Source organism: Paenibacillus beijingensis (assembly GCF_000961095.1).
In the GTDB taxonomy this organism is placed as follows: Bacteria; Bacillota; Bacilli; order Paenibacillales; family Paenibacillaceae; genus Paenibacillus_O; species Paenibacillus_O beijingensis.
In genome coordinates, this window is record NZ_CP011058.1 from 3235096 (window position 1) to 3252817 (window position 17722).

Consider the following 17722-nt stretch of genomic DNA (forward strand, 5'->3'; position numbering starts at 1 on the left):
GGTGCTGGTTTTGGTTACATATGATGTAAGCACAGTCAGCAGTGAAGGTCAACGAAGACTGCGTCAGGTTTCAAAAATATGCCAAAATTATGGTCAACGTGTTCAAAATTCAGTGTTTGAATGCGTTGTAGATGCCGCTCAATTTGCTGTATTAAAGTTAAAACTCCTCGATGTTATTGATCAAGAGCAGGATAGTCTCAGGTTTTATCAATTGGGAAATAACTACAAGAAAAAGGTTGAACATTTGGGTGTAAAACAGTCAATTGACTTAGAAGGTCCTTTGATATTGTAGTGCGAACTATGGTGCGAATGTGTAGTGCACATGGAATTCCGGGGACATTCGCACTAGAAAACTGGATGAATTATCCTTTTTTGTTATGACTTTTTACGTATTGTTTCGAAAGTTTATTGATTTAGGCGTGTTTTTGATCACAAATATGGTATTTCAGGCATATTTGAATTAAAAATCGCTGTCGCATCCCTCGCGGATGCGTGGATTGAAATACAACAGACCTGTTAAACCGATACGTCGATGGAGTCGCATCCCTCGCGGATGCGTGGATTGAAATGCCATTTGCTCCATGACGTGAAGCAGCTCCTGCGTCGCATCCCTCGCGGATGCGTGGATTGAAATTTCAGAACCCGATAGGAAACCGCCGCATCATTCGTCGCATCCCTCGCGGATGCGTGGATTGAAATTTTTTTGTTGCTTCAACCATAAAATCACCTCGTATGTCGCATCCCTCGCGGATGCGTGGATTGAAATCTTCCACAGACAACAAAGCGACCAAAAAACCGTTGTCGCATCCCTCGCGGATGCGTGGATTGAAATGCATTGACGTGATCGTGACCACCGGATTCAACGTCGCATCCCTCGCGGATGCGTGGATTGAAATTCCCGTCTGCAGCAATTGCAGGGACAAGAAACGAGTCGCATCCCTCGCGGATGCGTGGATTGAAATCTTTTTGACCGGCATACAACCGGACCATCCGATTGTCGCATCCCTCGCGGATGCGTGGATTGAAATGTCCCTAACGCAAAAGGAGCCACAACGACGCAGCGTCGCATCCCTCGCGGATGCGTGGATTGAAATATCCATCAGGATTAGCGCATTCTTAACCCGTCCCGTCGCATCCCTCGCGGATGCGTGGATTGAAATTTCTCCGGTCACAACTAAATATTATGACGTGACAGTCGCATCCCTCGCGGATGCGTGGATTGAAATGTATGAATCGAATCAATCAAATGTCGTGACGGCTGTCGCATCCCTCGCGGATGCGTGGATTGAAATTACTTTTTTTTAGGAGTCCGCCAAGATTGCGGGCGTCGCATCCCTCGCGGATGCGTGGATTGAAATGTGTTCACCTGCTCCGCGATGCTGCGGATGATATTGTCGCATCCCTCGCGGATGCGTGGATTGAAATGGATTGCGTTTCTCCAACGCGTATTCCTTACCGGTCGCATCCCTCGCGGATGCGTGGATTGAAATGCCAAATCGTCAATGAAGTTCTGACGCAGTTCCCGTCGCATCCCTCGCGGATGCGTGGATTGAAATATCTGAACCGCCTCCTTTAATACAATTGTATCAGTCGCATCCCTCGCGGATGCGTGGATTGAAATATTTTACGTACGTAATTTAAAACCTTCGTCATGTCGCATCCCTCGCGGATGCGTGGATTGAAATAGGTTCAGTTACTGGAACGCCTGGATCAGCGAGACGTCGCATCCCTCGCGGATGCGTGGATTGAAATATCCCCAAATCATAGTAATTTGGCAACATTATACGTCGCATCCCTCGCGGATGCGTGGATTGAAATTCGTACTCGTACAGGTTATCGATTCCATATTGCGTCGCATCCCTCGCGGATGCGTGGATTGAAATAGCCGTATATCGCGTTTAAAACGAACGTGTTGGTGTCGCATCCCTCGCGGATGCGTGGATTGAAATAGGAGGCCCGGAGGAACCCCGGGAAACGTCTCAGGTCGCATCCCTCGCGGATGCGTGGATTGAAATTTTTAGGAGGAGGTGAATAACATGGGACAAATCAGTCGCATCCCTCGCGGATGCGTGGATTGAAATCTAAAATTTATTCAGAAGACGAAGAAAGCCGTGTCCGTCGCATCCCTCGCGGATGCGTGGATTGAAATAGTTAGAACAGAGGTTCTCGGAAAAATAAAGGATGTCGCATCCCTCGCGGATGCGTGGATTGAAATCCACTAGCAGACATGGACATTAACAACGACAAGATGTCGCATCCCTCGCGGATGCGTGGATTGAAATACGCGCCTTGCGGACGTGTACAAGACGGCCACGACGTCGCATCCCTCGCGGATGCGTGGATTGAAATTAGAGAATAGAGCATTTGAATCGAAGCGCGGGGTGTCGCATTGGACCTCTGTCAATAAACTGGACACGGGAAAGCGAGAGAATTACGCCGCGTTTCGGCACATACGTTCGTATTGATTGGGCGTAAAGTACCCAATAGATGAGTGGATGCGTTTTCCATTATAAAAGCAAGCGATATACTCGAAGATCTTTTCTTTTGCTTCCTGTCTCGTTTTGAACTTCTCCAGGTAAATGAGTTCCTTTTTTAGCACGCTGTGGAATGATTCGACGCAGGCGTTATCGTAGCAGTTCCCTTTGCGGCTCATACTGCCAATCAATTTGTACTTCCGAAGACGATTCTGGTAATCCGTCGAAGCATACTGACTTCCACGATCGGAGTGATGCAGCAGTCCTGAAACGGGTCGCTGGCGGATGTAAGCTTGATCAAGTGCCGTGATGACAAGTTCTTTCGTCATTCGCTCGTCCATATGGAACCCGACGATCTTACGGGTGTATAAATCCATGACACTGGCCAAGTACAGCCAGCCCTCGTCAGTCGGGATGTAAGTGATATCCGTCATCCAGACCTTATTCGGTGCGCTAGCGGTGAAGGTTTGATTCAGCACGTTTTCCGCAACCGGCAAGTTGTGTTTTGAATTCGTTGTCGCCTTGTATTTCTTCACCGTACGTGATTGCAGGTTGAGCCTGTTCATCGTACGGGCGACGGTTTTCTCGGACACCTGAATCCCTTTCTTTTTTAAGGCTTCCCATACCTTTGGACTGCCGTACAAGCGTCTGGAGTCCAGAAAGATCCGCCTGATCTGTTGATCCAACCGTTCTTGGCGTTTGGCACGGTTGCTTTTTTGACGCCGAGTCCATTCATAATAACCGCTTCGAGACACTTGAAACACGGCGCACATCTTCGCGACACGGAGCTTGAAGCGCGATGATCGTGGATGAAAGAGTAGATCAGCGCCGGTCTTTTGCGAAGTAGTGCATCGCCTTTTTTAAAATTTCATTTTCCTCCCGAAGCTCTCGGAGTTCTTTCTGTAAATCACGAAGGGCATTGTCGTCAGGTTTTAATTGCCCGCTGCCAGGAAAGGCATTCGCCCCATCCTGCTTGAATTCGGCCAGCCAACGATACACCGTATTCTCATGGAGACCTAATTCTCGGGCTACCTGCGCCACCGTTTTTCCTTCTTCTTGAATAAGTCGTACGGTTTGGATCTTGAATTCCTTGTCATACTTTTTCGTCATGTCGGACACCTCGATTATGAATGCATTTATTGTCGCACTCTCGGTTCTCCGTGTCCAGATTTCAGTCTAGCATCACATCCCTCGCGGATGCGTGGATTGAAATATCACGCCAAAATCTTGCTCGTATCCCCGAAAGTAGTCGCATCCCTCGCGGATGCGTGGATTGAAATGTCGACGCCTTCCGGTTTAAATAACGGTACTGCGAGTCGCATCCCTCGCGGATGCGTGGATTGAAATGCGTGAGCATAATAATAATTGTCCAGGTCAACGACGTCGCATCCCTCGTGGATGCGTGGATTGAAATTTGCCTTCCGATCCATCAGCAGCACATATAAGGTCGCATCCCTCGCGGATGCGTGGATTGAAATGGGTGTAACTGACTCTTATGCGCGGTTGACTTGGGTCGCATCCCTCGCGGATGCGTGGATTGAAACGTGTCAATGATATTGTATTGACCGTAGGAGAATGTCGCATCCCTCGTGGATGTGTGGATTGAAATGTCATCATCGGCTGCTGCCTCATTATCGCCGGCGATCGCTCCCTTCACGGATGCGTGGATTGAAATCGCCAAGAGAAAACGTATGCGCGGATCAAAACGTCGCATCCCTTAAGAATGCTCATGTTGAAACCTGGCTACGACGCTGGAAACAGATTGCAATGACGGTTGATCCCCTTACGGGATCGTGGATTAAAACAATGTCCATAACGCCGAGCAGAACAATACGAACGAGTCGCTTCCCGTGTGGAGCGTCGATTGAAACATTAACCAGACCGGATCGGACATAAAACAAACCCGTCAGAAACGATTCCTGACGGGTCTGTTTAGGCGAAACAGTTTAAAAGAAGCGAAGGTTTTCAAATCAATCAAGGAAAATCTCGAATTGCGGCCGTAAAGAAGCTGCCTTTGGAGGCGGCCAAGGACAGCTATAATAGGTGTCTATGCTGGCAGCTAAAGCTTAAGTCCCCGAGCCGGTAAGCTCGACGGCGCTGCGGACGAAGCCGCCCGAGCGGCTCAGAAGCGCCTTCGCTTCGTCGGCGCCGGTGCCGGTCAGCAGCATGACGATCGCCGTCTTGACGTGACCATCGGCGGCGGCGAAAGCTTGCTCCACCTGTACGTCGTCGGCGCCGGTCGCCATATGAATGATGCGTTTGGCGCGGTAGACGAGCTTTTCGTTGGACGGATTCAAGTCGACCATCAGGTTTTGATACACCTTGCCCATCAAAATCATGGAAGTCGTCGTCAGCATATTCAAAATGAGCTTTTGCGACGTTCCCGCTTTCATCCGAGTCGATCCGAGCACCACTTCCGGTCCGACGACGGGATCGATCACGAGCTGCGCGTACTGCTTCATCGGCGTATCCGTATTGTTGCAAAGGCCGATGACAACCGCCCCAAGCTCGCCGGCGCGCTTCATCGCGCCCAGCACATAAGGGGTTCTTCCGCTGGCGGCAATGCCGACCAGCACATCGTTCGCGCCGATGCCGTGCTCTTCAACTTCCTTCGCGCCCATTTCCGGGCTGTCCTCGGCGCCCTCAATCGGTTCTTTCATCGCTCTGAAGCCTCCGGCGATAAGCCCTTGCACCATGGACGGATCGGTTCCAAAGGTCGGGGGACATTCAGAAGCGTCCAGTATGCCGAGCCGTCCGCTCGTACCCGCTCCAATATAAAACAGCCGCCCGCCTTTGCGAAACGCTTCGACGACAAGCTCCGCCGCTGCGGCGACTTTCGGAATGACGGCGCGGACATGCTCGGCGATATGCCGGTCCTCTTCATTAATAAGGTACATAATTTGTTCGGCGTTCATCTGGTCGATATTGTAGGTGTTGGCATTCGGCTGCTCCGTTGTCAAAAGACTTAACATATTCATAAGGCAGATTCCCCTTTGCTTCTAGAAATGACGCGTTCAAGTTGCGCTGATGCGGCAGAAGCTTAAGCTTCGCTTATCCTCCGGAATGCGGTGATCTACTCCATGACATCCTTACAATAGCACCGCAATTTCAGTCTCAATCGCTTACAGTATAGGAGATTTTCAATCGTTTGTAAAATAAAAAATTTCAAAATAAAAAAAACTTGAAACAATATTTCATTACCCCTATAATAAACTCATCCACCACGATATGGGAGCAAACATGACCCCGTTTTACTGGTGTTGTTATGAAACTTGACATGAAGTTGATTTTACGGGGGGCAGCCAACGATGGGAAGTGTTAGGCGAACGCGAAGGGGGGGCGGCGATCGAGCGACGGCGCCGGACAAGAGGGCGGCCGCCTGCGGAAAGGAATCGCTGGACAAGATCAGTTTAGCAGTCGATAATTACGCTCAGGATGCATTCAACACTAATTAAGGGGATGAATGAATTGAGAAAAAGCTTGATCGCATTACTTACGGCACTCGTGCTTGTGATCGTGACCGCTTGCGGCAGCAATGCCGGCAACGGCGGGGAGAGCGGTTCTGGATCGACCTCCGAATCAACAAACACCGGCAGCGCAGAAGCGGCTAAAGATACGATTACGGTTTGGACTTATCCGGTATATGAAACGTATGAAGCGGATTTGAAAGTGCTCGTTGATGATTTTATGAAGGAACACCCGAATCTTACCGTTAAAACGGAAATGCTCTCCTGGGCGGAAGGCCCGCAAAAATTCGACGTCGCATTGAACGCCGGCAATCCGCCCGATCTGTACTTCCACGCGGTTGACGGCGCGTATGCAAGCTCGGGACTTGAGCTTCCGATCGATTCATACTTGACGCCTGAAATCAAAAACGACTATTATCCAGGTACACTGGAACTCGCGCAAGTTCAGGGCGTTCAATACGGCCTGCCGCTGTACCAGTTCCAATGGGGCTGGGGCGGCAACAAGCGGCTGCTTGAAGAAGCAGGCATCGATTGGCAAAAAATCCAAAAAGAAGGCTGGACGTGGTCCGAGTTCAAAGCGGCGGCTGCCAAGCTGACCAAGAAGCTTCCCGACGGCTCCACGCAGTATGCGCTCACGACGGACGGCACGTCGCTCGATTTTATCGAATTGCTGACGCGCAACAACGGCATGCCGGATGCGCTGGATGAGAACGGCAAGCTCCAATGGAATGACAACCGCATTCTCGATACGATGACGTTCATTCAAGATTTGATGAAGAGCGGCTACATGCCGAAGGAAACGGCTGCTTTGGCGCCGAAGAAACGTACGGAGATGTTTTATGCCGGCCAAACGGCGCTGATTTCCAAAGCGATCCCTTATTATGACGTCATGATTCAAAACCGCAACAAAGATATCGACGCGGGAAAAGTGCAAGGCGAGAAAATCGATTTCGTGCTGCTTCCGGTGCCGCATAACGACAACGCGCCGGCGAAAGCGATGATGGGCGCCGAAGGTTACCTGATGTTCAAGCAAAAGAAAGATCAAGGCGAAGAGCATGCGAAAAACGCGTTCCTTGTGATGGAGGCGCTGAGCGGAGCGAAAGCGGGCATGGCCTCCAACCAGCTGGTTCTGCCGTTTGTGCGCGATTCGCAGGCGAAGGAGTTTGCCGGCAAGGAGCTTGGCCAGCCGGCTAACATCGAAGCTTCGAAAGTGATGGCAACAACGATGCAGATGCCGATTACACTGAAGCTGGATAACGACACTTCAGCGAAAATGAAACAGTTTAAAGAGCAAGTGGTGAAACCAAATATGCAGGCACTGTTTGCGGGCGAAAAAACGCCTGACGCGATTCTTCAAGATTTCGTAAGCAAAGGAAAACTTATTGTAGGCAAGTAACATTCATCCGATTTGCGGGAAGCGTCCCGGCTCAAAGTCGCTGGACGCTTCCTTTTTTATGACAAAGTTTCGCTGTTCCAATCGGTCAATAACCTGCCTCTAAACGCGGTCGCTCATCTTTAATAGGACCTCGTCAGAGGTTATTTCAAGGAGGAAACGGAAGATGCAGACTGCAGCAGCGGCACCGACACCGAAACGACGCTCTTCTCCCTTCGGGCGATTTGTGCGGGAGTACGGCTGGGCCTACCTGTTTATATTGGTACCGGTGCTCATGTTCCTTGTTTTTACGCTTTACCCGGTCATTTCTGCATTCGTGATGAGCTTTCAGCGTTACAACATTATGCATTCAACGTGGATCGGCTTCGATAATTACAAGGCTTTGGCGCAGAATGACGTATTTTGGAAATCGATTCGCAATACCGTTATTTTTACAATCGGCACCGTTCCGCTCAACATTGTCATTACGTTTGTGCTGTCGTTCTTCATTTATCAAATGAAAAATTCGTGGCAGACGTTTTTCAAAGCGAGCTTGTATTTGCCTACGGTCGCCTCGGGCGTGACGCTGTCCGTCGTGTGGCTGGCCATCTTTGATCCGACGGATGCGGGGCTGCTCAACCGGCTGCTCGGGCTGTTTGGCATCGATCCGGTCATCTGGCTCGGAAAATCCGGCACCGCTCTCTTTTCGCTCATGCTGATGAACTGGTTCGGTTCGCATGGTGCGGGCATTATATTGTATTTGGCCGCCATGGGCGGCATCCCGAAATCGCTGTACGAAGCGGCGGATATCGATCACGCCAGCGGCTGGTCGAAATTTTATCGCATTACGTGGCCGCTGCTGAAACCGACGACGCTTTATTTGCTCGTAACGGGTGTGATTACGTCCTTCCAGGTGTTTATTTCCGTCTATTTGATGACTCAAGGCGGACCTAACTTTGCGACGACAACAATCGCCTATCTCATTTACGATACGGCATTTAAATTTTATGATTTCGGCCTTGCTTCGGCCCAATCGTTCGTGCTGGCGGCAATCATCATCATCATCTCGATCGTCCAGTTCAAGTTTTTTTCCAGCGATGTCGAGTATTAAGCATGGTTTGTTATGGAGACGGTTGGGGCAGCAAAGCCTGGAGGTGCGCGAAAGATGAAATCTAGATCGAAAATCGTCATGATCGTCATTGCCTCCGTCGTGTTGGCGGTATGGGCGATTATTACGGTGATCCCTTTATATTGGATGCTTGTCGGCTCCGTACAGGATTCGTCCTTGTCGGCGACCTTTAAGCCGAAAATGATTCCGCTGCAAATATCGAAAGCTCCTTACGACCGTTTTTTCGAAAAAACGGATGCGTGGCGCTGGCTGTTTAACTCCCTTCTCGTGTCGTCGATTTTGACGGTGACGAATGTGTTTTTCGCATCGCTGGCTGGATATGCATTCGCCAAGCTGAAGTTTCCGGGCAACAAAAGCGTGTTCTGGGTGCTGCTCGGCACGATGATGATTCCGACGCAAGTGACGCAAATTCCGCTGTATATTCTCGTCATCAACGTGTTCAATCTCGGCGATACGTATACGGCGATCATTTTGCCCGCGCTTGTCAGCGTCGGGAACATTTTTCTGATGAAGCAGTACATGTCGTCCTTGCCTTCCTCGCTCATTCATGCGGCGCGCATTGACGCCTGCGGGGAATTCGGGATTTTCTGGAAGGTCATTCTTCCGATGGCGAAGCCGGGGCTCGCCGTACTGGCGATCTTCTCCTTCGTCGCGACCTGGAATGAATTTTTCTGGCCGCTCCTCGTGACGAACTCGTCGGAAATGCGCACGATCCAAGTCGGTCTCGCTTCGTTCGTGTTCGCGGAGGCGACCGATTTCGGCGGACTGATGGCGGGTGCGACGATCGGCGCGCTGCCGATGATGATTTTGTTCTTCTCGCTGCAGCGGTATTTCCTGCAGGGCATTACCGTTGGAGCAGTTAAAGGTTAACAAGCGAATGTAAGGGGGATACAAGCATGGCACGCGTTGAATTCCGCAATGTGCGCAAGCAATTTACCGACGAGAAAAAAGGTACGTTCACCGCAGTCGCGGGCTCCGATTTTGTCATTAACGATAAAGAATTCGTCGTTTTCGTCGGCCCGTCGGGCTGCGGCAAAACGACTTCGCTGCGGATGATCGCCGGGCTTGAGCGGCATTCGAGCGGCGATATCCTGATCGGCGACCGGATCGTAAACGACCTGCACCCGAAAGACCGCGACATTGCGATGGTATTTCAGGATTATGCGCTCTACCCGCATATGACGATCCGCGAAAACTTGTCGTTCGGGCTGAAAAACTTGAAGAAACCGAAAGCTTATATTGAGCAAAAAGTGAACGAAGCCGCGGCGATTCTCGGCCTGGAAGAGATGCTCGAGCGCAAGCCGCGCGAGCTATCCGGCGGCCAGCGGCAGCGGGTGGCGGTAGGGCGCGCCATCGTGCGCGACCCGCAGGTGTTCCTGTTCGACGAACCGCTGTCGAACCTGGATGCGAAGCTGCGCGTGCAGATGCGCGTCGAGCTCGGCGAGCTTCATAAGCGGCTTGGCGCAACGATTGTATACGTTACGCATGACCAGGTGGAAGCGATGACGCTTGGCCAGCGTATTGTGGTCATGAACAAAGGGGTCATCCAGCAAATCGCCAGCCCGACCGAGCTGTACGCCAATCCGCAAAATATGTTCGTTGCCGGCTTTATCGGATCCCCGGCGATGAATTTCATGGACGCGACCGTTGCGGGCAACAAGGTGCACGTCGCAGGCGCCGAATTTACGCTCAGCGACAAGATGGCCAAATGGCTGAGCGGATATGAAGGCAAATCCGTCGTGCTCGGCATCCGTCCCGAGCATCTGTTCGGGGACGATTACGCGCCGGGCATTTCCGGCGAGCATCAAATGCAGGCGGACATCCAGGTCGTCGAGCATCTCGGATCGGAAAATCTGCTTTATTTCCACGTCGGCAGCCGCATGGTGACTGCGAAGGTGCATCCGGAGACGAAAGCCTACTCCGGCCTGCGCAAAACGATGTATTTGCAGTTCGACAAAGTACATTTCTTCGACCCGCAAACGGAGCAGCGAATTGAAGTTGTGTGAAAAAGGGGGACGCAGCTCGGCTTATTCGGGTCTCCGATCGGAGGAGGGTTGAAAAAGGGGAACGCTGCTCGGCTTATTCGGGTCTCCGATCGCTGTTGTAGATGGATCGTTTTGATTGAAGTACCCCTTGACAGGGTACGATCCATCTAAGCGCATGCTTCCGAAGTGGCTTTCTTTCAGAAAGCCTTTAGGCGACCACTCCGTTTCTCCGACTCCGAACAAGCCGCTCCGCTCTCCTTTTTCACAAGGGAGGGGCAGTCGGATGCGGCCGCGCGGATGTCGCGCTTGCCGCTTGAAAGAGCTGGAAAACAGGCTCCGCTTGTCGCTTGAAAGAGATTGAATACAGGCGTTTTGCTTGTCGCTCGAAAGGCTTCAGCGGATGACGCGCTTGCCGCCTGAAAGAGCTTGGCGACACTATCCCTCTTACTCAGGAAGTCACCGTACACAACCTATGGAACCCTTTTCAAAGGGAGTTTCAAAGGAGGAACCTAAACCCAAACGTTTTCCTGAGCGAGCGGGATAGTGTCCAAAAGATCGCAAAAGCAAGTGTTGTTACGTGGGAGTACCGGAACAAAAAGCAAATAAGAAAAAGCGGGCTGCGCGGGTGGCGCGCGCTTGCCGCCTGAAATGAGCGAGCGGGATAGTGTCCAAAAGATCGCAAAAGCAAATAAGAAAAAGCGGGCTGCGCGGGGTGGCGCGCTTGCTGACTGAAAAGGAATTGAATAGCAGGTGATGAGCCTGTTTGAATGAAAGGCTTGAAAAAACAGGTGTGCGCTTGCTGCTCGAAAGGCTTCAAATGCGGGTGGTGCGCCTGCCCACTGAATGGCCCGCAATGAGGGCAAGAAATCGTGAAGGAGGGTAATGGATGAAAAAGCTGAATGTCGTGTTAGTGAGATCCGGCGTTGAGGCATACCGGGAAATCGTTTCGGTCGCTCTCTACAGCATGATCAGTTCCGTTGTGCTCGCTTTTCTCGTCATGATGGTGCCGCTCCCGTTCGTGCTGGCCTTGTTTCCGCTGCTTTATATGCCGCTCGTTTACGGCGTCTACTACGCGTTTCACCGGAAAATGTCGGGTAAAAGGTCGCGGGTCCGCGATATATTCAGCGGTGCGGTGAAAGGCTTCGTTCCCGCCGTCGTATTCGGCTTCTTAATGTCGCTGCTGGCCGTTATCGTGTGGTCGACGTGGTGGTATTACGGCGGCAAAGACGGCATGATCTATTTGGCGCTGGCGGTGTTCCAGACTTATTTTGTCGCAATGGCGCTCGCATCCCAGTTTTATACGTTTCAGCTCGTTTTGCAGGAAGAGATGGGTATTTTCAAAGCGATGGGCGAAAGCGTGAAATTATTTTTCCGTTATCCGGGCTACACGATCGGCGCTTTCCTGCAAATGGTATGCGTCGCTTTCTTGCTGCTGCTTACCGTTGTCGGCTTCTTTCTGCTGTTCAACGGCTTGATGGCCATCTATCAGCATAAAGCCGCTCATAACGTGCTGCGTACGGACGAGCCGGCCGAGGACGAAGTTGTCGAAGGGCAGGTTAGGGCATGAGCGCGGCGGTGCGCGCCGGGATCGATCGGCTTGCGGCATGTGGCCATCCTTATCTTAAAGGGCGGCGGATCGGGCTCGTCACCAATCCGACCGGAATTACGGCGGATTTTCGCACGTCGGTCGATGTATGCTCGCAGCTTGCGGATGCGGAGCTGACGGCGCTGTTCGCCTGCGAGCACGGCCTGTACGGGCAGCGCCAGGCGGGCGAGAAGTTCGGCGACGAGACGGATGAGCGCCTCGGCATTCCGGTGTTCAGCCTGTATGGCGAGCACAAGAAGCCGACGGCGGAGATGCTGCAGACGGTCGACACCGTCATTTTTGACATTCAGGATTTAGGCGTCCGTTTCTTTACGTATTTGTCGACGTTAATGTACGTGATGGAAATGTGCGCGCTGCACGGCAAAAGCCTGCTTGTGCTCGACCGGCCTAATCCGCTCGGCGGCACCGCCGTCGAAGGCGGCCTGCTGCGCAAAGGCTATGAATCGATGGTCGGCGCATGGACGATGCCGATCCGAACCGGCATGACGATCGGCGAGCTGGCGCGGATGGCAAACGATCTGCGCGGATTGAAGTGCGAGCTGGATGTCATTCCGCTGGAAGGCTGGACGCGTGCGATGGAATTTACCGATACCGGACTTCCATGGATGATGCCGTCGCCCAACATGCCCGCGCTCGATACGGTCCGGGTGTATGCGGGCACGTGTTTTTTCGAAGGAACGAATCTCTCGGAAGGACGCGGCACGACGCGGCCGTTCGAATGGATCGGTGCGCCGTGGATCGACGGCCGGCAGCTGGCGGAGCGGATGAACGGGCTGGGCCTGGCGGGCGTACATTTTCATCCGGTGTATGCGACGCCTACCTTCTCCAAGCATCAGGGAGTTTTGTGTGGCGGAGCGAGGCTGTTTGTGAGCGATACGGCGGCCTATGAATCGGTGCGTACAGGACTTGCGCTGCTGTATGAAGTTCAGCGACTTTATCCGGACCGGTTCGAGTGGCTGGCACCTCCGAAGGAAGGATCGAGATATTTCATCGATCTGCTCACCGGGGGGATACGGTGCGGAAATTGATTGCAAGCGAAAGCGGGATGCAAAGCATTGACGAGTGTTGGCACGAGGAGGCGGAGCAGTGGAAGCGTCTCCGGGCGCCGTATTTGCTCTATTAAGGAGGACGAAACATCATGACGGACGGCTTGAAAACAGACGGCATGCAATTGGAAGAGCGGATCGGGCGGATGAGCCTGCGGCAAAAAATCGGGCAAATGCTGCTGTGCGGCTTCCACGGCACGGAAATGAGCGGCGAGCTGGAACGGTTTATTAAGGAGCATCAGATCGGCGGCGTCATTTATTTCGCACGCAACGTGGAATCGGCGGCGCAGGTGGCGAAGCTGAGCGCTGAGCTGCAGCGGGCAGCCGCCGAAGCGGACAGCATTCCGCTCTGGGTTTCAATCGACCAGGAAGGCGGCATGGTCGCGCGGATTACGGAGGGCGTGGCGCTGACGCCCGGCAATATGGCGATCGCAGCCGCGGGATCGCGTGACGCGGCGGAATTGCTGGCGTTTATTAGCGGACAGGAGCTGAAAGCGCTCGGCGTCAATTTGAATTATGCCCCGGTGCTCGATGTGAACAACAACCCGCTCAACCCCGTGATCGGAGTGCGCTCGTACGGAGAATCGCCGGAGCTGGCGGCCGAATACGGCGCGCGTGCGATCCGCGGGCTGCAGAATGCAGGCGTTGCGGCGACCGCGAAGCATTTTCCGGGACATGGGGATACTTCGGTCGATTCGCATCTCGATTTGCCGACGGTTCTCCATGACAGGGAGCGGATGGAACGGATCGAGCTCGTGCCGTTCAAACGGGCGATAGCCGAAGGCGTGGATGCGATCATGTCGGCGCATATCCGCTTCCCGGCACTCGAGCCGGAAGGGCTGCCGGCGACGCTGTCCCGCACCGTGCTGAAAGGCCTGCTGCGTGAGGAGCTGGGCTTCGAAGGCGTCATTACGACCGACTGCATGGAGATGAACGCGATCGCGTCGCATTACGGGACGGTGGAAGCCGCCGTCATGGCGGTGGAAGCGGGCGCGGACGTCGTGCTGATCAGCCATCGCGCGGATTTGCAGGCCGGCGCGCTCGATGCGATCGAGCGGGCGGTGCGGGATGGGCGGCTGAGCGAGGCGCGCATTGAGCAGTCCGTGAAGCGGCTGCTCGCTTTGAAGGCGAAGCGCGGCGTGCTGGCAGGCGGCGGATTGCTGCCGCAGGAGCCGCTGGAAGCCGTGCTCGCCAGACCGGCGCATCTCGAAGCGGCGCGCAAGGTGAGCGAGGACAGCGTCACGCTGGTGCGGGACGAGGCGGGCACGCTGCCGCTGAAACGCGAGCGAACGCTGGCCATTACGGTTGCCGCCGCCGTCATGACCCAGGTGGACGAAACGTTCGGGGGCGGGCAAAGTCTCGGCGCCGCGCTTGCGGCCGGCGGTCTGGACGTCATCGACCGTGTCGTTTCCCTTAAATCTGTTGAAGCCGAAACGGCCGCATTGGTGGCGGCGGCTGAAGCCGCCGATGTGAAGCAAATCGTCTTCGGCACCTATAACGCCCATTTCCACCCGGCGCAAGTCGAGCTGGCGCGCAAGCTGCAGCAGCTGGGCAAGCCGCTGGCGGCGGTTGGGCTGCGCAATCCGTACGATCTGCTTGCGCTGCCGGACGATGCCGCATTCGTGGCGGTTTACGAAAGCCGCCCGCTGGCGCTGCAAAGCGCGGCGAAAGCGCTGCTTGGACTTATTCCGTTCCGGGGACGGCTGCCGGTATCGCTCGGCGAGCGTTATCCCGCCGGCTGGGGCGTGCAGCGCCCATGATGTACTTATTCCGGGAACGCAAGGCGGTAACCGTGGCCGGCATCATGTCCGGCACCTCGCTCGACGGCATTGACGTGGCCATCGTCCGCATCGAAGGCAGCGGGCTTGCATCGCGCGTGCAGCTGCTGCATTATGACAGCGTGCCGCTTGCTTCCGATCTGCGGGAGCGACTGAAAGAACTGTGCACGATCGAACAGTCGAGCGTTGCGCTTGTGTGCGGCATGAACGTCTACATGGCGGAGCGTTTTGCGGAAGCGGCGCTGGCTGCGGTGGAGCGGTCGGGCCTCACGATGGACGACATCGACCTCGTCAGCTCGCACGGGCAAACGGTGTGGCACATTCCCGAAGCGGACGCGGCGGATCCCTATCTTGTCCGTTCCACGCTGCAAATCGGCGACATATCCGTGCTGGCGAAACGGACGGGCAAGCCGGTCGTCGGCGATTTCCGCCCGGCCGACATGGCCGTCGGCGGTCAAGGGGCGCCGCTTGTGCCGTACGGCGACCTGATTTTGTTCCGCGATCCGCTTAAAGGAAGGCTGCTGCAAAACATCGGGGGCATCGGCAACTGCACGGCGCTTATCCCGAATGCGCAGCCGGGCGACGTGTTCGCTTTCGATACGGGGCCGGGCAATATGGTCATCGACCAGACCGTATATTTGCTGTCGGAAGGCCGTTTCGCGTACGACGACGGCGGCAAATGGGCGGCGGCGGGTACGCCGGACGAGGCGCTCGTCGCCGAGCTGATGGCGCATCCGTACTTTACGCTGGCTCCGCCGAAGTCGACCGGACGCGAAGTGTTCGGCAAATCGTATACGGCCGAATTCGTCGGCAGGGCGCGGCAGCGCGGACTTGCGGACGCCGACATCGTGGCGACGGCGACCGCTTTCACGGCGGAGTCGATCGCCGAAGGATACCGGCGGTTCGTATTCCCTCGCTGCCGGATCGACGAAGTGATCGTCTCCGGCGGCGGCGCCCGCAACAAGGCGCTGCTGCGCATGATCGCTCAGCGGCTGCCGGAGCAGCGGACGATGACCTCGGGTTCGCTCGGCATTGACGATGACGCGAAGGAAGCGGTCATTTTCGCGCTGCTCGGCAACGATTTTATGCACGGCATCTGCAACAATCTGCCGTCCGCAACGGGAGCGGCAGTGCCGACGGTGATGGGCAAGCTTGCTTTGCCGTAACCAAATCAAGGAACGACGCAGCGCCGGCACTGTCCTTTGAGACAATGCCGGCGCTGTTTTTGCTGCTTCGGCGCTCATTTCATTCCGGTCATGGCGATGCCCCGGATAATCTGCTTTTGGAAAACAAGGAAGATCAGAATTAGCGGCACAATCGCGACCGTGGTAGCGGTCATAATAAGAAGCCAGTTCGATGTGTCCTTGTTCTCGCTCGCAAAATAACCGATGCCGACCGGAATGGTGAACTGTTCGGGTGTCTGCAGGACGATGAGCGGCCAGATGAACTGGTTCCAGCTCGAAATAAAAGTCAGAATCGCCAGCGTCACGATGGCGGGCGTCACGAGCGGGATCGCGATCCGCACCAGAATGCGCCATTCGTTCATGCCGTCGATCCGTGCCGCATCCATAAGGTCCGACGGAACGGATTCCATGAACTGCCGCATCAGGAAAATGCCGAAGGCGGTAATGATTCCGGGAAAGAGAACGCCCAGATACGTATCGGACAACCCCAAATCATTAGCAATCAGATACCACGGAATGATCAGCATTTCGGTCGGGACCATCAGGGTGCTGAGGATAAGGACGAAAATAAAGCTTTTTCCGACAAAGGAGAACTTGGCCAGCACATAGCCGGCAGCCGTATCGAACAGGCTGACTGTAATCGTAGTCACCACTGCGATAACCAGCGAATTCAGCAGCCATTTGTCAAACGGCGAGTCCTGAAAAATGGCCGTGTAGTTGTCAAACGTCACGCTTGTTGGAATGATATTGAGCGTATAAATGTCCTGCGGGTGTTTAAGCGACGTTGCAATCATCCAGAGCAGCGGAAAAACGGTAACGGCAATGCCGGCTGTCAGCAGAACATAGGCAATACCGACGGATAAAGCACGGGAAGAGGAAGTCCTCGGTCTTGGTGCCGCTTCAGATGTTGTCCGTGTGCTCACGCGGGCGATCCTCCTGTTCTAGTAATCGATTTTTCGGTTCAGCACTTTAAGCTGCACCAGAGTCAGCGTCAAAATAAAAGCGAACAGCACAACGGATGCGGCTGAGGCCGGACCCATTTTGAACTGCAGGAATGCCAGATTGTAAATATAGAGCACAATTGAAACCGTCGAGTTCAGCGGGCCGCCCCCGGTCATGTTGAGCACCTGCCCAAACGATTGGGCGTAGGAAAGCGTAGCGATAACGGCGGAAAAGACAATGACCGGATTAAGCAGCGGCAGCGTGATATGGAAAAATCTTCTCCACGCTCCGGCGCCGTCGATTTCGGCGGCCTCATAATACAGCTTTGGAATCTGCTGCAGGCCGGTCAGAAAGACGAGCATCTGGAAGCCGATGCTTTGCCAAATCATCGACAGCACGATGACGGGCAGCGCCTGCCTTGGAGACTGCAGAAACAGCTGCGGCTGAAAGCCCAAATCAAGCAGCCATCCGTTCAGCACGCCGTTCCGCATCAGAATCCATTTAAATACCCAGCTGACCGCAACAATGCTTGTCACGTAGGGGATAAAATAAACGGTGCGGAACAGGCCGCGAAGCCGGTTTACGTTATGAAGCAGCAGCGCGATCACAAGTCCGCTTACGAGCTGCCCGGGGACGCCGAGCACAATATAGAGCGCGGTATTGAACAGCGATTTCCGGAAGATTTCGTCCTGGAAAATAGTCTTGAAGTTATCAAGGCCCACATACGGCTTCGCCTTGG

12 protein-coding genes, 1 pseudogene and 1 CRISPR repeat array are annotated in these 17722 nt (G+C 54.2%); of the genes and pseudogenes, 9 read left to right on the plus strand and 4 right to left on the minus strand.

The features are described 5' to 3' along the window. Position 1 precedes the first annotated feature (1 nt). Positions 2-292, plus strand: a complete 291-nt coding sequence (gene cas2 / locus VN24_RS14620; RefSeq protein ID WP_045673318.1) for a CRISPR-associated endonuclease Cas2 — start codon at positions 2-4, stop codon at positions 290-292. Positions 293-472: 180 nt separating this feature from the next. Then, a CRISPR array of direct repeats spans positions 473-2350; the repeat unit is 32 nt; unit sequence GTCGCATCCCTCGCGGATGCGTGGATTGAAAT. Between the two features lie 81 nt (positions 2351-2431). On the opposite strand, the pseudogene VN24_RS14625 reads toward cas2, so the two are convergent. Both VN24_RS14625 and murQ read right to left on the minus strand, forming a co-directional pair. Then, a pseudogene (locus VN24_RS14625) lies at positions 2432-3584 on the minus strand (IS3 family transposase). A gap of 956 nt (positions 3585-4540) precedes the next feature. After that, entirely contained in the window at positions 4541-5452 is a 912-nt protein-coding gene (gene murQ / locus VN24_RS14640) for an N-acetylmuramic acid 6-phosphate etherase (protein WP_045671001.1), read from the minus strand. A 490-nt stretch (positions 5453-5942) separates the two neighbouring features. On the opposite strand from murQ, the gene VN24_RS14645 reads away from it, so the two are divergent. The 8 genes from VN24_RS14645 (at position 5943) to VN24_RS14680 (ending at position 16023) form a co-directional block, all read left to right on the plus strand. Further along, positions 5943-7337: an ABC transporter substrate-binding protein gene (locus tag VN24_RS14645; protein ID WP_420798573.1), complete on the plus strand. Its 1395-nt coding sequence runs from the start codon at positions 5943-5945 to the stop codon at positions 7335-7337. Positions 7338-7500: 163 nt separating this feature from the next. Beyond that, positions 7501-8424 (plus strand): carbohydrate ABC transporter permease, encoded by a 924-nt coding sequence (locus VN24_RS14650; RefSeq protein ID WP_045671003.1) that lies wholly within the window; start codon positions 7501-7503, stop codon positions 8422-8424. Positions 8425-8478: 54 nt separating this feature from the next. Beyond that, positions 8479-9312, plus strand: coding sequence for a carbohydrate ABC transporter permease (locus tag VN24_RS14655; RefSeq protein ID WP_045671004.1), 834 nt, complete (start codon positions 8479-8481; stop codon positions 9310-9312). Positions 9313-9338: 26 nt separating this feature from the next. Then, positions 9339-10448 carry an ABC transporter ATP-binding protein gene (locus VN24_RS14660; RefSeq protein ID WP_045671005.1) on the plus strand — a complete coding sequence of 370 codons (1110 nt, stop codon included), beginning with the start codon at positions 9339-9341 and terminating at the stop codon, positions 10446-10448. Positions 10449-11313: 865 nt separating this feature from the next. Beyond that, a complete protein-coding gene (locus VN24_RS14665) occupies positions 11314-11994 on the plus strand; it encodes a YesL family protein (RefSeq protein ID WP_045671006.1) in 681 nt (226 codons plus the stop codon). Next, complete coding sequence (locus VN24_RS14670) at positions 11991-13061, plus strand: exo-beta-N-acetylmuramidase NamZ family protein (RefSeq protein ID WP_338012178.1); 1071 nt, start codon at positions 11991-11993, stop codon at positions 13059-13061. The genes VN24_RS14665 and VN24_RS14670 overlap by 4 nt, the downstream gene beginning before the upstream one ends. A gap of 110 nt (positions 13062-13171) precedes the next feature. Next, positions 13172-14839: a beta-N-acetylhexosaminidase gene (nagZ, locus tag VN24_RS14675; RefSeq protein ID WP_238590694.1), complete on the plus strand. Its 1668-nt coding sequence runs from the start codon at positions 13172-13174 to the stop codon at positions 14837-14839. Beyond that, the gene (locus VN24_RS14680) at positions 14836-16023 is read left to right on the plus strand and encodes an anhydro-N-acetylmuramic acid kinase (protein ID WP_148505248.1); all 1188 of its coding nucleotides are present in this window, start codon (positions 14836-14838) and stop codon (positions 16021-16023) included. The genes nagZ and VN24_RS14680 overlap by 4 nt, the downstream gene beginning before the upstream one ends. A 74-nt stretch (positions 16024-16097) precedes the next feature. Here the strand turns inward: VN24_RS14680 and VN24_RS14685 are convergent, their stop codons facing one another. Both VN24_RS14685 and VN24_RS14690 read right to left on the minus strand, forming a co-directional pair. Next, positions 16098-16964, minus strand: a complete 867-nt coding sequence (locus VN24_RS14685; protein WP_045671007.1) for a carbohydrate ABC transporter permease — start codon at positions 16962-16964, stop codon at positions 16098-16100. 18 nt (positions 16965-16982) lie between these two features. Beyond that, the gene (locus tag VN24_RS14690; protein WP_238590695.1) at positions 16983-17705 is read right to left on the minus strand and encodes a carbohydrate ABC transporter permease; all 723 of its coding nucleotides are present in this window, start codon (positions 17703-17705) and stop codon (positions 16983-16985) included. Positions 17706-17722 lie beyond the last annotated feature (17 nt).